A 23,715-nucleotide genomic window follows, 5' to 3' on the forward strand; every position below is an offset into this window, starting at 1 on the left:
AAGGATGGCCTGAGGCCATCACTTCACCTAAACTTCGGGCGAATCCACGCCTGCCCCTTCCCCGCCGGAACCCCAATGGTCCAGACCCGATTTCTGATCGCGGCCGTCGCGCTCCTCGCATGCTCCGCCACCGCCTCCGCCCAGTTCGCGCCGCCGCCCGCCAAACCCGTGGCGCCCAGGACCACCGCAGCCTCGCCGCGTGCGGCGTCGTGCCATAACGGTGCGAACTTCGATCGCTTTCTCGCCGACGTGAAGCAACAGGCTGTGGCCGCCGGCGTATCGCAGCGGACGATCGCGGAGGCTTCGCCGTACCTCGTCTACGACCAGGGCATCGTCAACCGCGACCGCGGCCAGCGCGTGTTCGGCCAGCTCTTCACCGAATTCGCCGGACGCATGGCGGCGCCCTATCGCATGCAGAACGGGCAGCAGCACATCAAGCAATACGCCGCCGCGTTCGCACGCGCCGAAAAGGAATATGGCGTGCCGCCCGCGGTGATCGCCGCGTTCTGGGGGCTGGAGAGCGACTTCGGCGCCAACATGGGAAATCTGCCGACGCTGAAATCGCTGGTGTCGCTGGCCTATGACTGCCGGCGCTCGGAAATGTTCGTGGGCGAGACCATCGCCGCGCTGAAGATCATCGACCGCGGCGATCTGCATCCCGACGAGATGATCGGCTCGTGGGCCGGCGAGCTCGGGCAGACCCAGTTCCTGCCTGTGCATTACGTCAACTACGCCGTCGATTATGACGGCGACGGACGGCGCGATCTGTTGCGGTCGCCAGCCGACGTGATCGGCTCGACCGCGAACTACATTGCCAACGGCCTGAAGTGGCGGCGCGGCGAGCCGTGGCTGGAAGAGATCAAGGTGCCGCAAAACCTGCCGTGGGAGCAGACCGACCTCACGGTGCGAGAGCCGCGCTCGAAATGGGCGCAGCTTGGCGTCACCTATCCCGACGGCCGGCCGCTGCCGAATGACAATCTCGCAGCCTCCGTGCTGCTGCCAATGGGACGCAATGGTCCGGCCTTCATGGCGTACCCGAATTTCGCGGCCTACACCGAGTGGAATAACTCGCTGATCTATTCGACCACCGCAGGCTATCTCGCCTCGCGCATTGCAGGTGCCGCGCCGATGCGCAAGCTGATGGCGCCGGTGGCGCAGCTGCCGTTCAACGAGCTCAAGGAATTGCAGCAACTGCTCGTGCGTGCCGGCTTCAATGTCGGCAAGGTCGACGGCGTGCTGGGCCAGCAGAGCCGCGCGGCCGTCAAGGCGATGCAGATCAAGCACGGCCTGCCGGCCGATTCCTGGCCGACCGCCGACCTGCTGGCGCGCATGCGCGGCGCCACGGCGCAGGCGCAGCCGGCGGGGATGGTGAGGTAGAATTTTCGCACTGCACAAGCGGCTTCCCGCGATTGTATTTTTCCGTGAGCCTCCCATGTGAGTAGCTCAGGTTTTCTCCTGAGATTTCCCATTCACAAGCGAGCATCACATGTCCCTCTACGACGCGGCCGTCCCCGCCTATTTGCAAATGCTGAACAGCCTCACCGGCCTGCTCACCAAAGCCGAGGCGCATTGCGCGGCCAGGAAGATCGATCCCAGCGTCCTGCTCGGCTCGCGGCTCTTCCCGGACATGCTGCCGCTGTCGAAGCAGGTCCAGCTCGTCAGCGATTTCGCCGCCAAGGGCTGCGCCCGGCTGACCCATAGCGAGGTGCCCTCGACACCCGACACCGAGACCAGCTTTGCGGAATTGAAGCAGCGGCTGGCCAAGACCATCGACTATGTGAAGTCGTTCAAGCCCGAGCAGTTCGAAGGTGCCGAGACCAAGGACGTCACCTTCCCCGCCGGCCCCGACAAATCCATCACCATGAAGGGCCAGCAATTCCTCAGCGCGTTCTCGCTGCCGAACTTCTATTTCCACGCCACGACCGCCCACGGCATTTTGCGCCACAACGGCGTCGAGATCGGCAAGCGGGATTTCATGGGCGCGAACTGATTTGCGAAATTGCACGGCCGTGGCGGTCGTAATCCACTGTCACGGCCAAAATCGCACATGAATTATGCTACGCGGGCCCCGTCGCGTAGCTCGCCTGCACTTTCCGTATGGCTTCTCCCTTGCGCCCGATGTCGCGATGCACAAGTGTTCGGGACCTCACACCCCTGGAAGCATTCCCCATGAGCCGTTCGACCAAATTGTTTGAGACCTATAAGCTCGGCCCGATCACGCTGGCCAACCGCCTGGTGATGGCGCCGCTGACGCGCAACCGAGCCGTGCCCGGCACATTCGTGCCTGGTGCGCTCGCCGCCGATTATTATGGCCAGCGCGCCTCCGCAGGGCTCCTGATCACCGAAGCGAGCCAGATCTCGCAGCAGGGCCAGGGCTACCAGGACACGCCCGGCATCTATTCCAAGGACCAGGTTGCCGGCTGGCGCAAGGTCACCGACAAGGTGCACGCGCGCGGCGGCAAGATCTTCATCCAGCTCTGGCATGTCGGCCGCATCTCGCATGTCGATCTGCAGGCGGGTGGCGCAGCCCCTGTGGCACCGAGCGCGATCCGCGCCAAGGGCAAGACCTTCGTGAACGGCGGCTTCGCCGACGTCTCCGAACCGCGCGCGCTCGAGCTCGCCGAAATCCCCGGCATTATCGACGATTTCAAGCGCGCCACGAAGAACGCGCTGGAGGCCGGCTTCGACGGCGTCGAGATTCACGGCGCCAACGGTTATTTACTTGAGCAGTTTGCCAAGGACGGCGCCAACAAGCGCACCGACGCCTATGGTGGCTCGATCGAGAACCGCGCGCGGCTGATGCTGGAGGTGTCCAAGGCCGTGGTGGCCGAGGCCGGTGCCGACCGTACCGGCATCCGCATCTCGCCGGTGACGCCGGCCAACGATATCTCGGATTCCAACCCGCAAGCCCTGTACGACCATATCGTCGACGGCCTCAGCGCGCTGAAGCTGGTCTATCTCCATGTCGTCGAAGGCGCCACCGGCGGCCCGCGCGACATCGCGCCGTTTGATTATGCATCCTTGCGCAAGCGCTTTGCCGGCGCCTATGTCGCCAATAACGGCTACGATTTCGGTCTCGCCACCAAGGTGCTGGACACCAATGCGGCCGACCTCATCGCCTTCGGCAAGCCCTTCATCTCCAACCCCGACCTCGTCGAGCGGCTGAAGCAGGGCGCAGCACTGAACGACTGGGACAAGAACACGTTCTACGGCGGCGGCGCGAAGGGTTACACGGATTACCCGACGCTGGCGGCCGAGCCGGCGGAGTAAGGCTTCGCGCTCTCCGCCGTCATTGCGAGGAGCCGGCGACAAAATTGCGAAGCAATTTTGCGCTGGCGACGAAGCAATCCAGACTGCCTCCGCCGGAAGATTCTGGATTGCTTCGCTGCGCTCGCAATGACGGTGTGGTGAACAGAGTGGCTCACAACAAAAAGGCCGGGATCGCTCCCGGCCTTTCGATCTTGATGGATGGCCGGGTCCAGCCCGGCCATGACGTCTCACGACGTCACTTCGCTTCCGCGCGCTTGGGCGGGGTGGCCGGCCACGACTTGATCAGGGTGTCGTAGTCGACGGTCTCGCCCTTCGGCTTCTCGTTGGCGAGCTTGCGCTGCGGAGCAATCGTGCCGTCCTTCTGGGCCTTGGCGAACCAGTATTCGGCCGTCTCCTTCTTGTGCAGCTTGGGACCGCAGGCGCCCTGCACGCCGGACTTCTCCAGGCGCTCCATGACGGAGTCCTGAGCGGCGGCCAGCGCGTCCATCGCCTGCTGCGGGGTCTTCGCACCGGACGACGCATCGCCGATGTTCTGCCACCACAGCTGCGCGAGCTTCGGGTAGTCGGGCACGTTGTTGCCGGTCGGGGTCCACTGCACGCGCGCGGGCGAGCGGTAGAACTCGATCAGGCCGCCGAGCTTCGGCGCACGCTCGGTGAACGACTTGTCCCAGATGTCGGATTCACGGATGAAGGTGAGACCGACATGGCTTTTCTTCAAGCTCACCGACTTCGAGATGATGAACTGGAGATAGAGCCAGGCCGCCTTGCGGCGATCCGCCGGGGTCGACTTCAGCAGCGTCACGGAGCCGGCGTCCTGGTAGCCGAGCTTCATGCCTTCCTTCCAGTACGAACCGTGCGGCGAGGGAGCCATACGCCATTTCGGCGTACCGTCCGCGTTCATCACGGCGATGCCCGGCTTCACCATGTCGGCGGTGAAAGCGGTGTACCAGAACATCTGCTGGGCGATGTTGCCCTGCGCCGGCACCGGGCCTGCTTCGGAGAACGTCATGCCCTGCGCCTGCGGCGGCGCGTACTTCTTCAGCCACTCGAGGTACTTGGTGATCGAGTAGACCGCGGCGGGACCGTTGGTGTCGCCACCACGCTCCACCGAGGAGCCGACCGGACGGCAGCCTTCCATGCGGATGCCCCATTCGTCGACAGGCAGGCCGTTCGGAATGCCTTTGTCACCGTTGCCGGCCATCGACAGCCAGGCGTCGGTGAAGCGCCATCCGAGCGAGGGGTCCTTCTTGCCATAGTCCATATGGCCGTAGACCTTGACGCCGTTGATCTCCTTGATGTCGTTGGTGAAGAACTCGGCGATGTCCTCATAGGCGGACCAGTTCACGGGCACGCCGAGCTCGTAGCCATACTTGGCCTTGAACTTGGCCTTGTAGTCGGCGTTGGTGAACCAGTCGTAGCGGAACCAATAGAGGTTGGCGAACTGCTGGTCGGGCAGCTGATAGAGCTTGCCGTCCGGCCCCGTGGTGAACGACTTGCCGATGAAGTCGTTGACGTCGAGCATGGGATCGGTGACGTCCTTGCCCTCGCCGGTCATGTAGTCCGAGAGCACGACGGTCTGGCCGTAGCGGAAATGCGTGCCGATCAGGTCGGAATCGTTGATCCAGCCGTCATAGACGTTCTTGCCGGACTGCATCTGGGTCTGCAGCTTCTCGACGACGTCACCTTCCTGGATGAGGTCGTGCTTGAGCTTGATGCCGGTGAGCTCGGAGAACGCCTTGGCCAGCGTCTGCGACTCGTATTCGTGGGTCGTGATGGTCTCGGAGACGACGTTGATCTCCATGCCCTTGAAGGGCTCGGCGGCCTTGGCGAACCACTCCAGCTCCTTCTTCTGGTCTTCCTTCGACAGCGTCGAGGGAGTGAATTCCGCGATCCACTTCTGGATCACGGCGTCGTCGGCGGCGCGGACCGGCGCCGAGACGGCGAACGACACCGCAATGATGGCGGCGGCGCTGGACATGGTCAGAAAGCTATTCTTGGCCAATGGACCTTTCCTTCTCCTAAACTGTCGCATGTTGTTCCTCCGTTGCAGCGACAAACTTTTATACAGACCCGGATTGCCCCCGGATCTGGCCGTCCCTTCGCGAGCTTCAGACCGTGCGAAAAATGAGCACGGCCGTGACCAGCGAAATTCCACTTGCGAGCCACAGGCGCGAGATTTCAACGCCCTCCTCGCCGATCGGCAGCGTTGCGATCGCATCGGTGCCGAAGAAGCCGATCCAGAGAAGGTGGATGACCGCCGCCGATATCAGCGAGATGAACAGGCGGTCGCCGCGCGTGGTTGGAATTCGGAGCACGCCGACGCGCTCGGCTTCGGGATAGACCGCCGCAAGCCACGTCATCACGGCGAGCGTGCAGGCGAGCGCGGCGAAGAAGATCGCCGTCGGCAGCGTCCAGGCCATCCATGCGATGGATTCCATTGATGCCTCCTTACACGCGACCGAGCGCAAAACCGCTCGCGATGTAGTTGCGGACGAACCAGATCACGAGCGCGCCCGGGATGATGGTGAGCACGCCGGCCGCTGCCAAGAGGCCCCAATCCATGCCCGATGCCGATACCGTGCGGGTCATGATCGCCGCGATCGGCTTGGCCGACACTGAGGTCAGCGTGCGCGCAAGCAGAAGCTCGACCCAGGAGAACATGAAGCAGAAGAAGGCGGCGACACCGATGCCGCTCGCGATCAACGGCACCAGGATCTTGATGAAGAAGCGCGGGAAGGAATAGCCGTCGAGGAAGGCGGTCTCGTCAATCTCGCGCGGCACGCCGGAGACGAAGCCCTCGAGGATCCACACCGCCAGCGGCACGTTGAAGATGCAATGCGCGAGCGCGACCGCCCACGGCGTATCGAACAGGCCGATCGCCGAATAAAGGTTGAAGAACGGCAGCGCGTAGACCGCGGCCGGCGCCATGCGGTTCGACAAGAGCCAGAAGAACAGATGCTTGTCGCCGAGGAAGCGGTAGCGCGAGAAGGCGTAGGCCGCAGGCAAGGCCACCGAGATCGAGATGATGGTGTTGAGAACGACATATTCCAGCGAGTTGATGTAGCCGGAATACCAGCTCTCGTCGGTGAAGATGCGCTTGTAGTGCTGCAGCGTCGGGGTATGCGGCCACAGCGTCATCGTCGAGACGATCTCGCTGTTGGTCTTGAAGCTCATGTTGACGAGCCAGTAGATCGGCAGCAGCAGGAAGATCAGGAACAGCCCCATGATGAGGCGGCGGCCGGGAATCGAATGCATCAGGCCACTCCTTCCTTTGGCTTGAGCGCGGTCACGGGCTTGAGCGCGGCCGCAGGCTTCGGCTCCGCCGCCGGCTCACTTTCGGCCTGAACCTTCCGCTCGGCGCCGGCATTGGTCATGACGGTATAGAAGATCCAGCAGACGATCAGGATGATCAGATTGTAGACCAGCGACAGCGCCGCGGCCTTGCCGAGGTCGAACTGGCCGAGCGCGATCTTGACGAGCTCGATCGACACGAAGGTGGTGGAGTTGCCGGGCCCGCCGCCGGTGACCACGAACGGCTCGGTGTAGATCATGAAGCTGTCCATGAAGCGGAGCAGCACGGCGATCAACAGCACCCGGTTCATCTTCGGCAGCTGGATCGCCTTGAACACGGCCCAGCGCGAGGCACCGTCGATCTGGGCGGCCTGGTAATAGGCTTCGGGAATCGATTTCAGGCCGGCATAGCAGAGCAGCGCGACGAGGCTGGTCCAGTGCCAGACGTCCATCACGATGACGGTGACCCAGGCGTCGATGTCGTTGGAGACGTAATTGTAGTCGATGCCCGCGGCATTGAGGACGTAGCCGAGCAGCCCGATGTCGGGACGCCCGAAGATCTGCCAGATCGTGCCGACCACGTTCCACGGAATCAGCAGCGGCAGTGCGAGGATCACGAGGCAGGCCGCCACCGTCCAGCCCTCGCGCGGCATCGACAACGCGACGACGATGCCGAGCGGCACCTCGATCGCGAGGATCACCAGCGAGAAGAACAGATTGCGTCCGAGCGAGGCAAGGAAGCGGCCGCCGAGATCGGTCGACGGATCGAGCAATTCCTTGAACCAGCCGACGCCGTTCCAGAAGAACTGGTTGTTGCCGAAGGTGTCCTGCATCGAATAGTTCACCACCGTCATCAGCGGCAGCACCGCCGAGAAGGCGACGACCAGGAACACCGGCAGCACCAGGAACCAGGCTTTTTGGTTGACGGTCTTGTCCATCAGGCGGCCCCCTCCACCAGAAGGCTGTCGGCATAGACGTGGACGTGCGACGGATCGAATTTCAGTCCGGCCATGCCATCCGAGCTGGTGAATCCCGCGGGCGCGCGCGCCGCGAGCTTTGCATCACCCAAGCGAGCGCGCGCAAAACGGATGCGGCCGAGATCGTCGAGGCGCTCGATCTTCGCGGTGAGCAGGCCGGGCGCGGGGGCCACGACCTCCACGAATTCGGGACGGACGCCGATCTCGATCTTCGCGCCGACAGGCAGATTGTCGTAGGCACGGTTCAGCGCGATGACGTGACCGCCGATGCGCGCCTCGCGCCCCCTCACCTCGGCCGGCAGGATGTTCATGCCCGGCGAGCCGATGAAATAGCCGACGAAGGTGTGCGCCGGCTTGTCAAACAGCTCGGCAGGCGTACCGCTCTGCACCACGCGGCCGTCATGCATGACGACGACGGTGTCGGCGAAGGTCAGCGCCTCAGTCTGGTCGTGGGTGACGTAGATCATTGTGAGGTCGAGCTCACGGTGCAGCGCTTTCAGCTTGGAGCGGAGCTGCCATTTCAATTCGGGATCGATCACCGTCAGCGGCTCGTCGAACAGCACGGCGGCGACGTCGGAGCGGACGAGGCCACGGCCGAGCGAGATCTTCTGCTTGGCGTCAGCGGTCAGCCGCATCGCCTTGCGGTTTAGATAGGGTTCGAGATCGAGCAGGCGGCCGATCTCGGCGACGCGCTTGTCGATTTCGGCCTTCGGCACGCCGCGGTTCTTCAGCGGAAACGCCAAATTCTGTCCGACCGTCATGGTGTCGTAGATCACCGGAAACTGGAACACCTGCGCGATATTGCGCTTCTGGGTTGACAGAGGTGTGATGTCCTTGCCGTCGAACAGGATTTGCCCTCGCGACGGCGTGATGATGCCGGAGATGACGTTGAGCAGCGTGGTCTTGCCGCAGCCGGACGGACCAAGCAGCGCATACGCGCCGCCCTGCCGCCAGGTCATGGTCACCGGCTTCAGCGCAAAACTGTCCTGCGGCGCATCATTGCCGCCGTAGGAATGGGCGAGATCGACGAGGTCAATGCGGGCCATGGCGCATCCCCTCCTACGATCCAGGTGCTGCGACCAGCCGGTCGGCAGCGTCGAACACGAAGACATCATTCGGATCGAGCACGGCATCGAGCATCTGGCCGGGCTCGAACTCGTGAACGCCGTGCAGCACCGCCACCCAGTTCGATCCTTCGCGGGTCAGATGCACGAAACTCTCCGAACCGGTGATCTCGGTCACCGTGACAGTGGCATGGAAGGCATGACGATCAGCCTCGCCATTGGCGAGCGCGAGCTGATGCGCGCGAAAACCGACGCGATAGGCGCCGTCGGCAAGGCCTGAATAAAGGCCGGAGGCAGGCGAAGCGGTGCCGCCGGCATATTGAACGGAGCCGCTCTTCTTCTCGATACCGACGAGATTGAGCGGCGGATCGGAAAACACCTGAGCAACGCGCAGCGTCTGCGGCCGGCGGTAGACATTGGCGGTCTCGCCGATCTGGAGCGCCTGGCCTTCCCACATGCACACCGTGTTGCCGCCGAGCAAAAGCGCCTCGGTCGGCTCGGTGGTGGCATAGACGAAGATCGCGCCCGAGGCCTCGAAGATGCGCGGCAGCTCGGCGCGCAGCTCCTCGCGCAGCTTGTAGTCGAGATTGGCGAGCGGCTCGTCGAGCAGCACGAGATCGGCGCCCTTGACCAGCGCGCGCGCGATCGCGGTGCGCTGCTGCTGGCCGCCGGAGAGCTGGAGCGGCGTGCGCTTCAGAAACGGCTCGAGCCGCAGCAGTTTTGCGGCCTCCGCCACCCGCGTCTCGATCTCGTCGCGTGGCTTGCCCTGCACGCGCAGGGGCGAGGCGATGTTCTCGTAGACGGTGAGCGAGGGGTAGTTGATGAACTGCTGGTAGACCATCGCGACCGAACGCTGGCGCACGTCGGCGCCGGTAACGTCCTTGCCGTTGACCAGCACCTTGCCCGAGGTCGGCTTGTCGAGGCCGGCGAGCAGCCGCATGATCGAGGTCTTGCCCGACAGCGTCGGCCCGAGCAGCACGTTCAGCGTTCCGCTCTCGAGCGTCAGCGAGACGTCGCGGATATGCTGGACCCCCTCGACGGTTCGGGTCACGTGATCGAGCGTCACGGTCATGAGCGTCCTCCCGCTTCCAGCAGAGGACTTTGCGGCACGGCGTGGGTCCTGATCCAGTCGTCAAGCGCAGCAATCTCATCGGCAGATAGTCGCAGGCCGAGCTTGGAACGGCGCCAGACGACGTCCTCGGCGGTCACGGCCCATTCGTTGGCCATGAGGTAGCGGACCTCGCGCTCGGTCAGCGTCGCGCCAAAGCTCTGGCCGAGATCGGCCGATGATTTGGCGTCGCCGAGCAGCTTGATGGCCTTGGTGCCATAGGCGCGCGCGAGCCGCCTGGCGTGCTCGTGGCTGAGGAAGGGATAACCGCGCTGCAGCTCGGCGATCAGGCCGTCGATGTCGGACACATTCATGTCGCCGCCGGGCAGCGGCCATTTGCCGGTCCACCCTTCCCGCGCTTTTGCGCTGCGAAGATAGGGCGCGAGCCGCTCCAGCGCTTCCTCGGCGAGGCGGCGATAGGTGGTGATCTTGCCGCCATAGATCGACAGCAGCGGCACGCCGCCGGGCGTGTCGAGCTCGAACACGTAGTCGCGCGTCGCGGCCTTGGCTTCGCTGGCGCCGTCGTCATAGAGCGGCCGCACGCCGGAATAGGTCCAGACCACGTCGTCCGGGGTCACGGGCTTTGCCAGATATTCGCTCGCCGCGGTGCAGAGATACTGGATCTCCTCCGCCGTCGCCTTCACCTTGGCGGGATCGCCGTCATAGTCGCGATCCGTGGTGCCGATCAGCGTAAAATCGTCCTGGTACGGAATCACGAAGATGATGCGGCCGTCCGCGTTCTGGAACATGTAGGCGCGGTCGTGGTCGTAGAGCTTCCTGACCACGATGTGCGAGCCCTGCACCAGGCGCACCTTGGCTTTCGCGTTGACACCGGCGCCGCGGCCGAGCACGTCCTCGACCCAGGGGCCGCCGGCGTTGACCAGAGCCTTTGCCTGGACCTGCGAGCGCTCACCGGTCAGCGTGTTGACCATGCTCACGGTCCAGAGGCCGTCGGACTGCTTGATATCCGTTGCGCGGGTGCGGGTGCGGATCTCGGCGCCCTTGTCGGCGGCATCGCGTGCATTGAGCACGACGAGGCGGGCGTCATCGACGAAACAGTCGGAGTATTCAAAGGCGCGACTGTAGCGATTCGGGATCAGCGGCTTGCCGACCTCGTCACGCCGCAGATCGACCGAGCGGGTCGCCGGCAACAGATGACGGCCGCCGATGTGATCATAAAGGAAGAGGCCGAGCCGCAGCAGCCAGGCGGGGCGCAGACCGGCGTGATGCGGCAATACGAAACGCAAGGGGCGGATGATGTGGGGCCCGATGCCCCAGAGGATCTCGCGCTCGATCAGCGCCTCGCGAACGAGGCGAAACTCGTAATATTCGAGATAGCGCAGGCCGCCATGCACCAGCTTGGTCGACCAGGACGACGTCCCGCTCGCCAAATCGTTCATTTCGCACAGGAAAACCGTGTTGCCGCGGCCCACCGCGTCGCGCGCGATGCCGCAGCCATTAACACCGCCTCCAATGATGGCGAGGTCGAAAATACGCTCCAACAGACGCATCCCCCGGGCGACCGCTCGTTCCGTCGAGCGGCTACTTTCGTTTTTGATTAGATCACACCGAAAAACGAAAGCAAGACGAAAGAGAGGAGGAAAGGAAGTGAAAGCGAAACTTTTTCAGCGCCAATACGGCGGAGAAATCGCGGAGAACGGACAAGTTTTGAGGCACGGGGGGTGCACCGCACCGCTTCAGCTGATCGAAAACTTGAATGTAGCAACATACCTACATATAATTTAACCCATCGCAGGCGAGGAGGCGCGAACGATGGTCACCACCCTGACCAGCCGAGAGTTCAATCAGGATACGAGCGGCGCCAAGAAAGCAGCATCAAAGGGGCCCGTCTTCATCACCGACCGCGGCCGTCCAGCCCATGTCCTGCTGAGCATCGAAGATTATCTGCGCCTGAGCGGTGGGCACATGAGCCTTGCCGAAGCTTTGGCACAGGCGAACGCGGACTTCGATTTCGATCCGCCTCGCATCACCGGCGGAATCTCCAGGCCAGCCGATCTCGACTGATGTTTCTGCTGGACACCAACGTCATTTCCGAACTGAGGCGGCCGGATAAGGCTGATCGCAACGCGCTTGCTTGGGCCAATACAGCGCCCGCGGCGAATTTCTTCATGTCCGCCATCTCGATTCTCGAAATTGAACTTGGCGCGCGCCTGATCGAGCGCAAAGACGCGGTGCAAGGTGCTGTCCTGCGCGCCTGGATCGACGATCACATTCTGGCCCGCTTCGAAGGGCGGATCCTGGCTATCGATACGGCCGTGGCGCAGCGCTGTGCCCAACTTCACGTTCCCAATCCGCGGGCCGAACGCGACGCCCTTATTGCAGCCACCGCGCTTGTCCACGGCCTGACCGTCGTTACGCGTAATGTGGGGGACTTTGAACCTACGGGCGTCCCGCTGCTCAATCCGTGGGACGACGTCTAAGCCCTATCTCAGCCGCACCACCGGCGCGGCTTCCGGTGCGGCTTCCTGGGCATCGGCCGGCACATCGTCGATGTCCGCGCCCTTGGGCATCGCCGCCATCACCTCGATGCCCTTGCTGTGGCAGATCGTGGCGAGGCGCTCGGGAAGCTCCTGGTCGGTGACGAAGGTCTGGATCTGGGTCATGTGGGCGATGCGCACCGGCGCGCTGCGGCGGAGCTTGGTGGAATCGGCAACCAGCATCACGCTGCGGGCATTGGCGATGATGGCCTGCGCCACCTGCACCTCGCGATAGTCGAAGTCGAGCAGCGCGCCCTCCTCGTCGATCGCGGACGCGCCGATGATGGCGTAGTCGACCTTGAACTGGCCGATCAGCTGCGTCGCGGTGGAGCCGACCACAGCGCCGTCGGCCCGCCGGACCGTGCCGCCGGCGACCACCACCTCGATGCGGGGATGACGGTAGAGCAGCATCGCGACGTTGAGATTGTTGGTGATGACGAGGAGATCCTCGTGCGAAGTCAGCGCGCTCGCGACCTCCTCCGTCGTGGTGCCGATATTGATGAAGAGCGAGCATCCGTTCGGGATCAGCGAGGCGGCCGCGGCTCCGATCGCCTTCTTTTCGTCGGCGGCGACGAAGCGCCTTGCCTCATAAGCGAGGTTTTCGACGCCGGAGGCGATGATGGCGCCGCCATGGATGCGGGTCAGCGATCTCCGCTCGCAGAGGTCGTTGAGATCCTTGCGGATGGTCTGCGCCGAGACTTCGAAGCGGCGCGCGAGCTCCTCGACCATGACACGGCCCGAGGCCCGCGCGATGTTGAGGATTTCGGCTTGGCGATGGGTCAATCCGGTCACGGCAAAGGCCTCAAATCAGGAGAATGCATGGTGCTGCGGTTCGCGCCTTCGGTCAATGCGCGCGCCGATCACGGTTAACTTATGCGGCCGGTCACCACGCCATTTCTTACCAGGTCATGGCGCTCGCGAGACGCGCGAGCAGCTGCGGATCGTCGAAGGCGCTGGCGGACGCGACTGCGCCGGCTGCAACCAGGTCAGCATGGCTGAGGCTGGTCCGGACGCCGATGGTCGGAATGCCGGCCGCCGTGGCCGATTGCACGCCGGTACGGGAGTCCTCGAATGCGATCGAGGCCTCTGCGCTCGCGCCGACGAAACGCAGCCCTTCCTGATAGGGCAGCGGATGCGGCTTGCCGTGCGGCAGCTCGGCGCCGATCACGAGCGCCTTGAAACGATGAGAGATGCCGAGGCCGGAGAGCAGCAGCTCGGCATTGAGACGCGGCGCGTTGGTCACGGCGACCATGGGAATGCCGGCAGCGTCAGCCCGGTCGAGCAGCGCCATCAGGCCCGGCAGCGGCTCGATCTGCCCGGCCACGAGCGTCCGGAAGACCTCCTCCTTCTCATCGAGGATCGAGGCGCGCCGTTCCGGCGCCTCGTCAGGCAGGAATCGCTCACCGATCGCGACATTGGCGAAACCTTGCAGCTCTCTGGAGAAGCGCGCGTGATCGAAGACGTGGCCGCGAGGGCCGAGCACCTGGTTGAACGCCTTCAAGTGCAGCGGGTCGGTGTCGGCCAGCGTGCCGTCGATGTCGAACAGCAAAGCCCTGCCCATCGCATCCGTTTTGGCTTCGATCATTTCCGTACTTTCCCAAATCCACGGCGCATTGATGCGCGAGACGTATCAATATGGCTTCGACCGCGCAATGACGCATGGAGATGACGACGACGTGACACTCGACAAAGCCGCGCGCGGCTGCAACACTCGCCGCAAGATCAAAAAGGAGGAAACGATGACGATGAACCGACGCGATCTGGCTCTCTCGACTCTGGCCGTCTCAGCTCTTGCCGTCTCCGCGCTTGCGCTCACGACACCGGCGCTCGCCGCTTCGGCGGACGAGGACGCCGTGGCGAAGAAGGTCGAGGCCTTCCGCCTCGCCCAGATCGCGGCCGATCCGAAGGCGCTCGGCGCACTGTGCTGGGACGACCTCAGCTACAGCCATTCCAGCGGCAAGGTCGAGGACAAGGCGACGTTCATCGCCAACGCCACCGACGGCAAGTCGAAATTCCTGTCGATCGACTACAAGGACCCCACCATCAAGGTCGTCGGTCCTGCAGCGATCGTGCGCTTCCACTGGCTGGGCGAACAGGAGATGGCAGCCGACGGGAAGAAAGTATCGACCAACCTTCACATCCTGATGAACTGGCAGAAGCAGGGCGACGAGTGGAAGCTCCTGTCGCGGGCAGCAACGAAGTTGTGATCAACGACGTCATTTTGGCTCGCGCCGAAAGGCGCGGGCCAAGGTGCGCAATTGCGCATCTGAGAATCCATTCATCGGCATTCTCTGTGGCAGATGGATTCCGGGCTCGCGCTTCGCGCGCCCCGGAATGACGCGTACGGCTCTTCGCGCCACCTTCTCCCGCAAGGGGAGAAGGAAGAAACCAGCAGTATCAAGGGCTGCAAAAAATTCCGACCACGCATTGCGTGTCAGAAATCACCAGCAGGCGCTTTACGCCGCTTCCTTCACATCACCGTTCACCAGCTTGCGCGCGGCGCGTTCGGCTTCGCGGGCGTTGCGGAAGAGCTGGCCTTCGAGACGGTTGAATCGATGGGACGAGGCAAAGAAGCAATAGCCTCCCGAAGAACGAACGACGATACCTGCGGTCTGCGAATCGACTTCGATGATGTAGCTGTCCGGCATGGTCCGTGGCTTCCTCAGTGCGGGCAAATAACGGCACTCATGCCCAAAGGTTCCCAGGCATTTTGAGGCCGTTTCCACCCCGAATCGACACGCAATTGAGTACGCCGAGACCTCATCCGTTTTATGACTGGTTCTTGACTGGTTCTTGGCGAAGCCGCCACGAGAATGACTCGCGCGCGCGACGTTAAGCAGCGCGGCACGGGTTCGCCAGATGAGGCAGAGCGTCGCGCGCGATTACGTCGCGATCGTCGTGTCGGTCGAGCGAACGGCTTGCGGGCGGCCGTGCTCGTCGATCGAGACGTAGGTGAAGTTGCCGTCGGTGACGAGGAAGGGATGCTCCTCCCCGCGGCGCAGCGCCCACGCTTCCAGATGCACGGTGAGCGAGGTGCGGCCCACGCGTACGAGATTGGCGTAGACCGACACGAGATCGCCGACGTAGACCGCCTTGCGAAAGTTCATTGCCTCGATCGCAACCGTCACGGTGCGCGACTTCGCCGCCTTTGACGCAAACACGCCGCCGCCGACATCCATCTGGCTCAGCAGCCAGCCGCCGAAGATGTCGCCATTCGCATTGGTGTCGGCGGGCATCGCCAGCGTGCGGATGCAGAGATCGCCGCTCGGCCCGGTGTCGGAGTTGATAGGGGCGTGGACGTGCGTGTCGGTCATATGGTTGATCTCCCGCGGCTCTCGGCTCTGGATACAAAGCCGCGGCGCCTTGCGCAACATCGACACGAGGCAAGCTCGCGCTATCCAATCGGCCGCGGCGACCCGACGAAGATTCCGGTATCGTTCAGTTTGCGTTGCCACTCCGCATCGTCGGCCCGCGGCGCGCGTCCGGTCGTTGCCGTTACCAACAGTTCCAGCCTGGTCCATAGCCGCAGACGGTCGCACGGATAGTTGGCCCATCCATTGATGACACAATAGCGGATGGTGTGGTCACGGTGATGACACCAATGATGCTCGGGTGAGCAGACCAGATGCAGCCGTTGCGCCATGCGCAGGAGCAGCGGGCGGACCGGCCGGTGCGCGAGATTGTGAAAGCTCATGCCAAACAGCATGCAGGTCGCGATCACGAACCAGACGATCATCAGCGCATAGGTGAGCGCGGAAACCGGAAACAACGCCGTGAGGGTGGCCGCGACTCCGACCACTGCCGCGCTCGGCGCCGCACCGAGAGACGCCTGGTCGAGGAATCCGTAGAGCAAAACGTGGCCGGGGTGGGTGTGATGCTCCCGCGTGATCGCGATGCCGCGGCCGAGCATCCCCTCGTCGAGCCAGGTGTCGACCACCCAATGCACCAGCCCTGAAAACAGGTCAGCGAGAAAATACCCGGCCAGGAGCGCCCCGATCAACCACGGCCAGCGCAATTCCACCGCGGGATAACGTCCGACGAGATAGCCTACGCAACAAAGGATCACGACGATATCGGCCCCGCAGCACAGCCGCGTGATGATGATCTCGCGCAGGGTCGCGTGCTTGAAGAACGGGATCGTCGGCATCGGCGATACTCCCCACGGGCTCCGCCACCCATGATAGCATCTTTTTACCGACGGCCCCCTATTGCAAACTGTCCCAGCCCGCATCCGGCGCGAAACGTCCGCCGAATCGCTCGGCGAGCCCGCGCAAGGTGGACACCACATTCTCCACGCCGCGCGTACGGGCATAGTTCAAAGGACCGCCGCGGAACGGTGCATAGCCGGTCCCGAAGATCATGGCGCCGTCGACCGCATCGGCGTCGTCGACGATGCCCTCGCGAAGGGCAGCAACGCAGACATTGGACATCGGCAGCACCAGGCGGTCGATCATCTGGTCGGTGACGCGTGGGCCGGTCTCGAGGAGCGGTGCCTTCTCGGCCTTGCCGTCCTTCCAGGTGTAGAAACCCTTGCCGGTCTTGCGGCCGAGCTCGCCCTTGGCGACCTTGTCGCGCAGCCACGCTGGCGTCGGCGGCAGGAAATCGCCGAACTTGGTGCGCAGCATGTCACCGACGTCGAGGCAGATGTCGAGCCCGACCTGATCGGCCAGCTCGATCGGCCCCATCGGCATGCCGAACTGCTCCGCCGCGGCGTCGATCAGCCGCTGGTCGATCTTCTCGTCCAGCATCACCATGGCTTCGAGCATGTAGGGCGTCAGCGCGCGGTTGACGAGGAAGCCCGGCGAGCTCTTCACGGGCAGCGGCAGCCGGTCGATCGCGCCGACGAAAGCGAGCGCGTCCTTCAGCACCTGCGGGTCGCTGCCGTCGTGACTGACGACCTCGACCAATTGCAGCCGAGACACCGGATTGAAGAAATGCAGGCCGACCAGCCGCTCTGGTCGCGCCAGCGTGGTGCGCAGATCCTGAAGCGGGATGCTCGACGTGTTGGTGGCAAGGATCGCGCCCGGCTTCATGCGCGGCTCGAGGCTGGCATAGACTTTCTGCTTGAGCTCGAGCTTCTCCGGCACGGCCTCGATGATCAGATCGGCGTTACGAACACCCTCCCCGTCCATGTCAGGGATGAGACGATCGAGCGCGTCGCGCACCTCGGTCGGCTTGCGGATGATCTTGCCGTAGAGTTCGGCGGCGCGCTTCACCGCGCCGGCGATCGGCTCGGCTTTCATGTCGGCCAGCGAGACGCGCAGCCCCTGCCCTGCTACCCACGCCGCGATGTCGCCGCCCATGGCGCCGGCGCCGATGACATGGACGTGTTTGATGGTGTTGCCGCTGCCGGCTGCCTTCTTCATCTGCTCGCGCAGGAAGAAGACTCGGATCAGGTTCTGGGCGGTCGGCGTCACCATCAGCTTGGCGAAGGATGCCTGCTCCGCCTTCAGCATCGCGGCCCTGCTGCCGCCATGGGTCTCCCAGAGGTCGATCAGCGCGTAAGGCGCGGGATAGTGCTCGCGGGACGCGGCCTTCGCCGCCTCCGTGCGCATGCGCCTGGCCAGGAGACCGCGCACGAAGCCGAAATTGGCCGCACGCGTGAGCAGGCCAGGCTTGACTCGTTTCAGCCGGCCGAACAGTGCATCCTTCACCGCGCCGCGGACATGGCGCTCCTGCGTCACGGTGTCGACGAGGCCGAGCGATCTGGCGCGGCGCGCGTCAATGGTGCGGCCGGTCAGCATCAGCGCCATCGACTGGGCGGGATAGACCAGCGCGGTGAAGCGCGCGGTGCCGCCGAGGCCGGGATGCAGACCGAGCATCACCTCCGGGAAGCCGAAGCGCGCGCCGTCGATGGCGATGCGCGATTGGCAGGCCAGCGCAACCTCGAGCCCACCGCCGAGGCAGAAGCCGTGGATGACAGCGACCGTCGGCAGCTTCAATGCCTCCAGATGGTCGATCACCGCATGCGCGGCGCGGATGCGCGTCTCCACCATGTCGGGATCGCTGGCACCGCGGAATTCGTTGACGTCGGCGCCCGCGATGAAGCCCGACGGCTTGGCGGAGCGGATCACGAGGCCGGCCGGGCGTTCGGTCTCGATCACCGCGAGGACGGCGTCGAACTCCTCCATCACGTCAGAGGACAGTGTGTTGGCGCTGGCATTAGCGCGGTCGAACAAAAGCCAGGCGACGCCGTCTTCGTCGCGCGTCAGCTTGAAGTTTTTGTACGGACTGTCCGTCGCTGGCCTGGGCCCGAGCGCCAGGACGCGATCACCGAGCACGGTCATGATCTTCGAGTCCATGGTCACACCGCCTCGATCAGCATGGCGCCGCCGAGCCCGCCGCCGATGCACTCGGTAGCCACACCGCGCCGCGTCCCGAGCCGCTTCATCGCGTTGACCAGATGCAGCACGATGCGATTGCCGGAGGTGCCGACGGGATGGCCGAGCGAGATCGCACCGCCGTCGACGTTGAGCTTGTCGCGGTCGATCTCGCCGGCCGCGCCGTCGAGCCCGAGGATCTCGCGGCAGAACTTGTCGTCGTTCCATGCCGCAAGACAACCGAGCACCTGGGTGGCAAAAGCCTCGTTCAGCTCCCAGGTCTCCACGTCCTTGATGGTGAGGCCGTTGCGCTGAAGCAGAGGCGTCGCTGACATCACCGGGCCGAGGCCCATGATGCTGGGATCGAGCGCGGCCCAGTTACTGTCGACGATCGCAGCCTTCGGCGTCAGCCTGTGCTTTGCGACAGCCGCGTCGGAAGCCAAAATCACCCAGGAAGCGCCGTCGGTGATCTGCGAGGAATTACCGGCAGTGACCTGGCCCCAGGGGCGCTCGAACACCGGCCGGAGCTTTGCCAGCGTCTCGGCCGTGGAGTCCGGACGCACGCCATCGTCGTGGTCGAAGAACTTGCCGTCGCGAGAGAATGCGGTCTCGACCTCGCCCTTCAGATGACCCGTGCCTTGCGCATGCGCCAGCCGGCGATGGCTCTCGGCGGCATAGGCATCGGCCTCGGCGCGCGTAATGCCGAAGAGATGGCCGACGACCTCGGCGGTCTGGCCCATGTTCAGATCGGTGACGGGATCGGTCAGCCCACGCTCGAGGCCGATGATCGGCTTGAGATCGCGCGGCCGCAGCTTGAAAGCGGCGGCGAGCTTGGCGGCCACGCCCTTGGCGGTGGCAAGGCCGGCGAACCAGCGCACGCCGGAATTCGGCCAAACCAGCGGCGCATGACTGAGCGCTTCGGTGCCCCCGGCGAGGATCATGTCGGCATGGCCTTCGCGGATGTAGCGGTAGGCGGTGTCGATCGATTGCATGCCGGAGCCGCAATTGATCTGCACGGTGAAGGCGACCATGTCCTCGCCCATGCCGAGCCGCAGCGCGGCAACGCGGGCCGGGTTCATCTCGTCGGCGATCACGTTGACGCAGCCGAGGATGACCTGGTCGAAATCCGTGGGCGCAAACGGCTGGCGCGCCAAGAGCGGCCGTCCGCATTGCACGGCGAGATCGACCGGCGTAAACGGCCCCGGCCCCGAACGCGCCTTCAGGAACGGCGTCCGGCTGCCGTCGACGATGAATACCGGTCGTGCCATCAGCTCGCCGCCCTCTGTTCACCGAGTTCCTGGAAGAACTGATGCACGTCGCCGGATTTCTTGTAAATCGGCGACAGCGCTTCCGGCGCAAAATCGTCGACCTCGATCACCTTTGTGACGGCTTCGTGGGCCGCGGCCAGCTGCTCGCCTTCGACCTGTGTGATCACGCCCTTTGTAACAGCCTCTTTCCAGTCGCGGATATGCGCGGCGCGCATGCGCTTGGCGATGGCATCGGTGCTTGCGACCAGCAGGAACGCGCGCTCCAGCCGGGCAAAGCCGCCGTCGTCGTCGACATGGGCAAGATCCGGCGTGAGGCGCTCGCGCGCCGCCGACGGCTCCAGCACGATGGCAGCGCATTGGTGTACGACCCGGTCGGAGGGGCCGAGCACGCGGGCGCCGAACGGCTGGACCACGAACTTGAGGAAGCCGGCAACAAAGCGGTTGGGCAGATTGGCGAGGATTTCGGCCAGCCGGTTCTCGATCGTCTTGAAGCCCGTCGCCATGCACCATTCGAGCGCGGCAAAGTCTTCCTTTTGCCGGCCCTCATCCTGCCAGCGCTTCAGTGCGGCCGAGAGCAGATACAGCTCGGAGAGGATATCGCCGAAGCGCGCCGACAGCATCTCCCTGCGCTTGAGCGCGCCGCCGAGCGTGAGCAGCGCCATGTCGGCGCAGAGCGCGAAGGCCGCGGAGTAGCGCGAGAGCTGGCGGTAGAACGGCGTGGCATCGCCGGCGTCCGGCGCCATTGCGAAAGCGCCAAAGGTCCAGCTGCGGCCGAAGGCACGGAACAGGGTCCGGACGCTGTGGCCGACATGCTTCCAGAACGCTTTGTCGAACGCGGTGAGCCCACGCTCGCGATCGATATCGGCCAGCGCATTCATCTCGTCGAGCAGATAGGGATGCGCCCGGATGGCGCCCTGCCCGAACACGATGAGATTGCGGGTCAGGATGTTGGCGCCCTCGACCGTGATCCCGACCGGCACGGCGCGGTGGAGATTACCGAGATAGTTTTGCGGACCGTCGATCACGGCCTTGCCGCCATGGATGTCCATGGCGTCGTCGATCGCGGTGCGCATGCGATCGGTGGCGTGCAGCTTCATGATGCCTGAGATCACGGCGGGATGAACCCCGGCATTCAGCGCCGCGCAGGTCAGCCGCCGCGCCGCATCGAGCTGGTAGGCGGTCGCGACGATGCGCGCGAGCGGCTCCTCGACGCCTTCGAACTTGGAGATGGAGATGCCGAACTGCTCGCGGATACGGGCATAGGCACCGGTGGTGCGCGCGGCATAGGCGGCCCCCGCAGCAGAGAGCGATGGCAGCGAGATGCCGCGGCCGGCAGCGAGCGCGGTCATCAGCATCTTCCAGCCTTGCCCCAGCCGCTCCTTGCCGCCGATGACGTAGTCGAGCGGAATGAAGACGTCGCGGCCACGGTTCGGGCCGTTCTGAAACACCTGCATCGACGGCAGATGGCGATGACCGATCTCGACGCCGGGCAGATGGGTCGGGATCAGTGCCACGGTGATGCCGAGCTCCTCCTGGTCGCCCACGAGGTGGTCGGGATCATAGGCCTTGAAGGCGAGGCCCAGCAGCGTCGCGACAGGGCCGAGCGTGATGTAGCGCTTGTGCCAATTGAGCCTGAGGCCGACGACCTCGCGGTCCTCGAATGTGCCCTTGCAGATGATGCCGGTGTCGACCATCGAAGCCGCGTCGGAGCCGGCTTCCGGGCTGGTGAGGCCGAAGCAGGGAATATCGCGTCCGTCGGCGAGGCGCGGCAGCCAGCGCGCCTGCTGCTCCTTCGTGCCAAACCGCATCAGGAGCTCGCCTGGCCCGAGCGAGTTCGGCACCATGACTGTGACGGCAGCGGCGATCGAGCGGGTCGAGATCTTGCGCACCACTTCCGAATGGGCATAAGGCGAGAAGCCGAGGCCGCCGAACTCCTTCGGAATGATCATGCCGAAGAATTTTTCGTGCTTGACGAAGTGCCAGACATCCGGCGGCAGGTCGCGCCATTCCCAGAAGATCTTCCATTCGTCGAGCATGGCGCAGAGCTCGTCGACGGGGCCATCGAGGAAGGCCCGCTCCTCGTCGGTCAGCGCGGCCTGCGGAACCTTGAGCAGCTTCGACCAATCCGGGTCTCCGGTGAACAGATCGGCATCCCACCAGACATCGCCCGCCTCCAGCGCCTCGCGTTCGGTATCGGACATCGCCGGCAGCACGCCGCGCGCCCAGGAGAAGATCGGCTTTGTGATTTTGTCGCGGCGGAAGCTCATGGCGGACCTCATGCATCGGCGCGGTTGTCGGGCATTTTAGCGGAAAGCGGCCGGCGGCGGTGAAGACTTCGCCTGCGACATTGACGCGGCCAAGCGCCCCCGGACCATAACGGCCAGGGTGCGGCGGCAGTTCCGGGAGGGGAAAATGGGGCAGTCATTCCGGGGCGCGCCTCTTGGCGCGAGCCCGGAATCCATACTCCCGATGGTGGTTATGGATTCCGGGCTCGACGCTACGCGTCGCCCCGGAATGACGGCGGAGAGAGGAGGTTCGGCCTAATCCGGCCGCACCATCTCGAACATGTTTTCCGGCTTGATCTCGAAATAATCGCCGCGGCGGCCGGCGCGGACGATCGGGCGGGCGGCGGCGGTCTGGTAGACGCCGTCCTTGATCATGGCCTTGTCGATATGGACGGCGACGACCTCGCCCAGCGTCAGCCAGGCGTCGGCCTCCTTGCCGTCGGCGCCCTTGAGACGGACGATGTCGGATACCTTGCATTCGAAGGCGACCGGGCTCTCGCCGACGCGTGGCACGTTGACGAGCTTGCCGGGTACGGCGGTGAGGCCGGCGATCTCGAATTCGTCGACCTCAGGGGCAACATGCGCGGCGGTCGCGTTCATGTGTTTGGCGAGGTCCATGGTCGCGAGATTCCAGACGAACTCGCCGGTCTGCTGGATGTTCTCGACCGAGTCCTTCCAGTTGGTGGAGGAGAAGCCGATGATCGGCGGCACGTAACAGAACGCATTGAAGAAGCTGTAGGGCGCGAGATTGACGTGACCCTTGGTATCGCGCGAGGAGATCCAGCCGATCGGCCGCGGCGCGATGATGGCGTTGAAGGGATCATGCTTGAGGCCGTGGCCCTTGGAGGGCTCGTAGAAGTACAGGTCTTTGTCGGTCACGCGCTGCTTCTCCGCTATCCGTCATTCCGGGGCGATGCAAAGCATCGAACCCGGAATCTCGAGATTCCGGGTTCGGTTCTGCAGACCGCCCCGGAATGACGGCAATCGTGCTTATAGGAAGAAACCCGCCGCCCCGTTAGTGGCGCGGCGACAGACCCGCGATGACGAAATCGATCATCTGGTCGATGGTCGGGCCCGGCTTGGTGGCGCACTGGGCGATCATCTGGGGGTGGAAGAAGCGTATCATCGCGGTGCAGGCGCACAGCGAGGCCAGCTGGAGGTCCGGCGCCTCGAACTCGCCAGAGGCAACGCCTTGCGCGATCATCTGGCCGATCACCCCGGCAATGCACTCCATATGGGCGACGCAGACGTCCCAGTCCTCCTCCATCGCGATCGCGACCATCTCGTGCAGCTTGTTGTCGCCGACATAGCGCTCGGTGTTCATGCGATGGATGGTGGTGAGCAGCTCCCGGAAACGCTCCTTGACCGGACCGGGCCTCGCCACGATCCGCTGCGCCTCCAGCTCGACCTCGCCCATCAGCGAACGGGCCACCGCCTGATGGATCGCCTTCTTCGATTCGAAGAAGCGATAGACGTTGGCGGGGCTCATCCTGAGCTCCTTGGCGATGTCCCCGACCGTGGTCTTCTGGTAGCCGATCTGGCGGAACAGCCGCTCGGCCACCTCGAGAATACGATCCCGGGTGTCGCCTTCGATATGTTCCGCAATCAGTGTCATCTGTCAGGACTCGTCAATC

22 protein-coding genes and 1 pseudogene are annotated in these 23,715 nt (G+C 64.2%); 6 read left to right on the plus strand and 17 right to left on the minus strand.

What is annotated here, in order from left to right; translation table 11 throughout:
- Positions 1 to 75 precede the first annotated feature (75 nt).
- The 3 genes from CIT37_RS30900 (at position 76) to CIT37_RS30910 (ending at position 3,270) form a co-directional block, all read left to right on the plus strand.
- Positions 76 to 1,377, plus strand: a complete 1,302-nt coding sequence (locus CIT37_RS30900; RefSeq protein WP_028141734.1) for a lytic murein transglycosylase — start codon at positions 76 to 78, stop codon at positions 1,375 to 1,377.
- A 109-nt stretch (positions 1,378 to 1,486) separates the two neighbouring features.
- Positions 1,487 to 1,990, plus strand: coding sequence for a DUF1993 domain-containing protein (locus CIT37_RS30905; RefSeq protein WP_028141735.1), 504 nt, complete (start codon positions 1,487 to 1,489; stop codon positions 1,988 to 1,990).
- Positions 1,991 to 2,169: 179 nt separating this feature from the next.
- A complete protein-coding gene (locus CIT37_RS30910; RefSeq protein ID WP_028141736.1) occupies positions 2,170 to 3,270 on the plus strand; it encodes an alkene reductase in 1,101 nt (366 codons plus the stop codon).
- A 235-nt stretch (positions 3,271 to 3,505) separates the two neighbouring features.
- Here CIT37_RS30910 and CIT37_RS30915 read toward each other — a convergent pair whose 3' ends face one another.
- The 7 genes from CIT37_RS30915 to glpD form a co-directional block, all read right to left on the minus strand.
- The gene (locus CIT37_RS30915) at positions 3,506 to 5,248 is read right to left on the minus strand and encodes an ABC transporter substrate-binding protein (protein WP_026202903.1); all 1,743 of its coding nucleotides are present in this window, start codon (positions 5,246 to 5,248) and stop codon (positions 3,506 to 3,508) included.
- Positions 5,249 to 5,378: 130 nt separating this feature from the next.
- Complete coding sequence (locus CIT37_RS30920; protein WP_018323269.1) at positions 5,379 to 5,708, minus strand: DUF2160 domain-containing protein; 330 nt, start codon at positions 5,706 to 5,708, stop codon at positions 5,379 to 5,381.
- Between the two features lie 10 nt (positions 5,709 to 5,718).
- A complete protein-coding gene (locus CIT37_RS30925; protein WP_018323268.1) occupies positions 5,719 to 6,525 on the minus strand; it encodes a carbohydrate ABC transporter permease in 807 nt (268 codons plus the stop codon).
- A complete protein-coding gene (locus CIT37_RS30930) occupies positions 6,525 to 7,499 on the minus strand; it encodes a carbohydrate ABC transporter permease (protein WP_028141737.1) in 975 nt (324 codons plus the stop codon). The genes CIT37_RS30925 and CIT37_RS30930 overlap by 1 nt, the downstream gene beginning before the upstream one ends.
- The gene (locus tag CIT37_RS30935; protein ID WP_095424583.1) at positions 7,499 to 8,584 is read right to left on the minus strand and encodes an ABC transporter ATP-binding protein; all 1,086 of its coding nucleotides are present in this window, start codon (positions 8,582 to 8,584) and stop codon (positions 7,499 to 7,501) included. Before CIT37_RS30935 ends, CIT37_RS30930 begins: the two co-directional genes overlap by 1 nt.
- A 13-nt stretch (positions 8,585 to 8,597) precedes the next feature.
- Positions 8,598 to 9,674, minus strand: coding sequence for an ABC transporter ATP-binding protein (locus CIT37_RS30940; RefSeq protein ID WP_028141739.1), 1,077 nt, complete (start codon positions 9,672 to 9,674; stop codon positions 8,598 to 8,600).
- On the minus strand, positions 9,671 to 11,221 hold the full coding sequence (glpD, locus tag CIT37_RS30945) for a glycerol-3-phosphate dehydrogenase (protein WP_028141740.1): 1,551 nt from the start codon (positions 11,219 to 11,221) through the stop codon (positions 9,671 to 9,673). Before glpD ends, CIT37_RS30940 begins: the two co-directional genes overlap by 4 nt.
- A gap of 262 nt (positions 11,222 to 11,483) precedes the next feature.
- Between glpD and CIT37_RS30950 the strand changes: the two genes are divergently transcribed.
- Positions 11,484 to 11,735: a type II toxin-antitoxin system Phd/YefM family antitoxin gene (locus CIT37_RS30950; RefSeq protein WP_028141741.1), complete on the plus strand. Its 252-nt coding sequence runs from the start codon at positions 11,484 to 11,486 to the stop codon at positions 11,733 to 11,735.
- On the plus strand, positions 11,735 to 12,151 hold the full coding sequence (locus CIT37_RS30955) for a type II toxin-antitoxin system VapC family toxin (protein ID WP_028141742.1): 417 nt from the start codon (positions 11,735 to 11,737) through the stop codon (positions 12,149 to 12,151). The genes CIT37_RS30950 and CIT37_RS30955 overlap by 1 nt, the downstream gene beginning before the upstream one ends.
- 3 nt (positions 12,152 to 12,154) lie before the next feature.
- Here the strand turns inward: CIT37_RS30955 and CIT37_RS30960 are convergent, their stop codons facing one another.
- Together CIT37_RS30960 and CIT37_RS30965 are read right to left on the minus strand one after the other, a co-directional pair.
- The gene (locus tag CIT37_RS30960; RefSeq protein WP_028141743.1) at positions 12,155 to 13,000 is read right to left on the minus strand and encodes a DeoR/GlpR family DNA-binding transcription regulator; all 846 of its coding nucleotides are present in this window, start codon (positions 12,998 to 13,000) and stop codon (positions 12,155 to 12,157) included.
- Positions 13,001 to 13,106: 106 nt separating this feature from the next.
- Positions 13,107 to 13,793, minus strand: coding sequence for an HAD family hydrolase (locus CIT37_RS30965; RefSeq protein ID WP_028141744.1), 687 nt, complete (start codon positions 13,791 to 13,793; stop codon positions 13,107 to 13,109).
- Between the two features lie 154 nt (positions 13,794 to 13,947).
- Between CIT37_RS30965 and CIT37_RS30970 the strand changes: the two genes are divergently transcribed.
- Entirely contained in the window at positions 13,948 to 14,415 is a 468-nt protein-coding gene (locus tag CIT37_RS30970) for a nuclear transport factor 2 family protein (RefSeq protein ID WP_028141745.1), read from the plus strand.
- A 249-nt stretch (positions 14,416 to 14,664) separates the two neighbouring features.
- On the opposite strand, the gene CIT37_RS30975 is transcribed toward CIT37_RS30970, so the two are convergent.
- The 8 genes and pseudogenes from CIT37_RS30975 to CIT37_RS31010 all read right to left on the minus strand — a co-directional run bounded on the left by CIT37_RS30975 (position 14,665) and on the right by CIT37_RS31010 (position 23,696).
- Positions 14,665 to 14,856, minus strand: a complete 192-nt coding sequence (locus CIT37_RS30975) for a hypothetical protein (RefSeq protein WP_018645288.1) — start codon at positions 14,854 to 14,856, stop codon at positions 14,665 to 14,667.
- A gap of 234 nt (positions 14,857 to 15,090) precedes the next feature.
- Positions 15,091 to 15,522 carry an acyl-CoA thioesterase gene (locus tag CIT37_RS30980; protein ID WP_028141746.1) on the minus strand — a complete coding sequence of 144 codons (432 nt, stop codon included), beginning with the start codon at positions 15,520 to 15,522 and terminating at the stop codon, positions 15,091 to 15,093.
- A gap of 209 nt (positions 15,523 to 15,731) precedes the next feature.
- Positions 15,732 to 16,520 (minus strand): annotated as a pseudogene (locus CIT37_RS30985) (fatty acid desaturase CarF family protein); the annotation flags it as partial.
- Complete coding sequence (locus tag CIT37_RS30990) at positions 16,414 to 18,510, minus strand: 3-hydroxyacyl-CoA dehydrogenase NAD-binding domain-containing protein (protein ID WP_161966238.1); 2,097 nt, start codon at positions 18,508 to 18,510, stop codon at positions 16,414 to 16,416. The pseudogene CIT37_RS30985 and the gene CIT37_RS30990, both read right to left, overlap by 107 nt.
- 2 nt (positions 18,511 to 18,512) lie before the next feature.
- Positions 18,513 to 19,796: an acetyl-CoA C-acetyltransferase gene (locus CIT37_RS30995; RefSeq protein WP_095424581.1), complete on the minus strand. Its 1,284-nt coding sequence runs from the start codon at positions 19,794 to 19,796 to the stop codon at positions 18,513 to 18,515.
- Complete coding sequence (locus CIT37_RS31000; protein WP_161966239.1) at positions 19,796 to 22,063, minus strand: acyl-CoA dehydrogenase; 2,268 nt, start codon at positions 22,061 to 22,063, stop codon at positions 19,796 to 19,798. Before CIT37_RS31000 ends, CIT37_RS30995 begins: the two co-directional genes overlap by 1 nt.
- A gap of 273 nt (positions 22,064 to 22,336) precedes the next feature.
- A complete protein-coding gene (locus CIT37_RS31005) occupies positions 22,337 to 22,960 on the minus strand; it encodes a flavin reductase family protein (protein ID WP_095424579.1) in 624 nt (207 codons plus the stop codon).
- Positions 22,961 to 23,096: 136 nt separating this feature from the next.
- Entirely contained in the window at positions 23,097 to 23,696 is a 600-nt protein-coding gene (locus tag CIT37_RS31010) for a TetR/AcrR family transcriptional regulator (protein ID WP_028141752.1), read from the minus strand.
- Between the last annotated feature and the right edge of the window lie 19 nt (positions 23,697 to 23,715).

The sequence above is a fragment of the Bradyrhizobium ottawaense genome (assembly GCF_002278135.3).
Lineage (GTDB): Bacteria > Pseudomonadota > Alphaproteobacteria > Rhizobiales > Xanthobacteraceae > Bradyrhizobium > Bradyrhizobium ottawaense.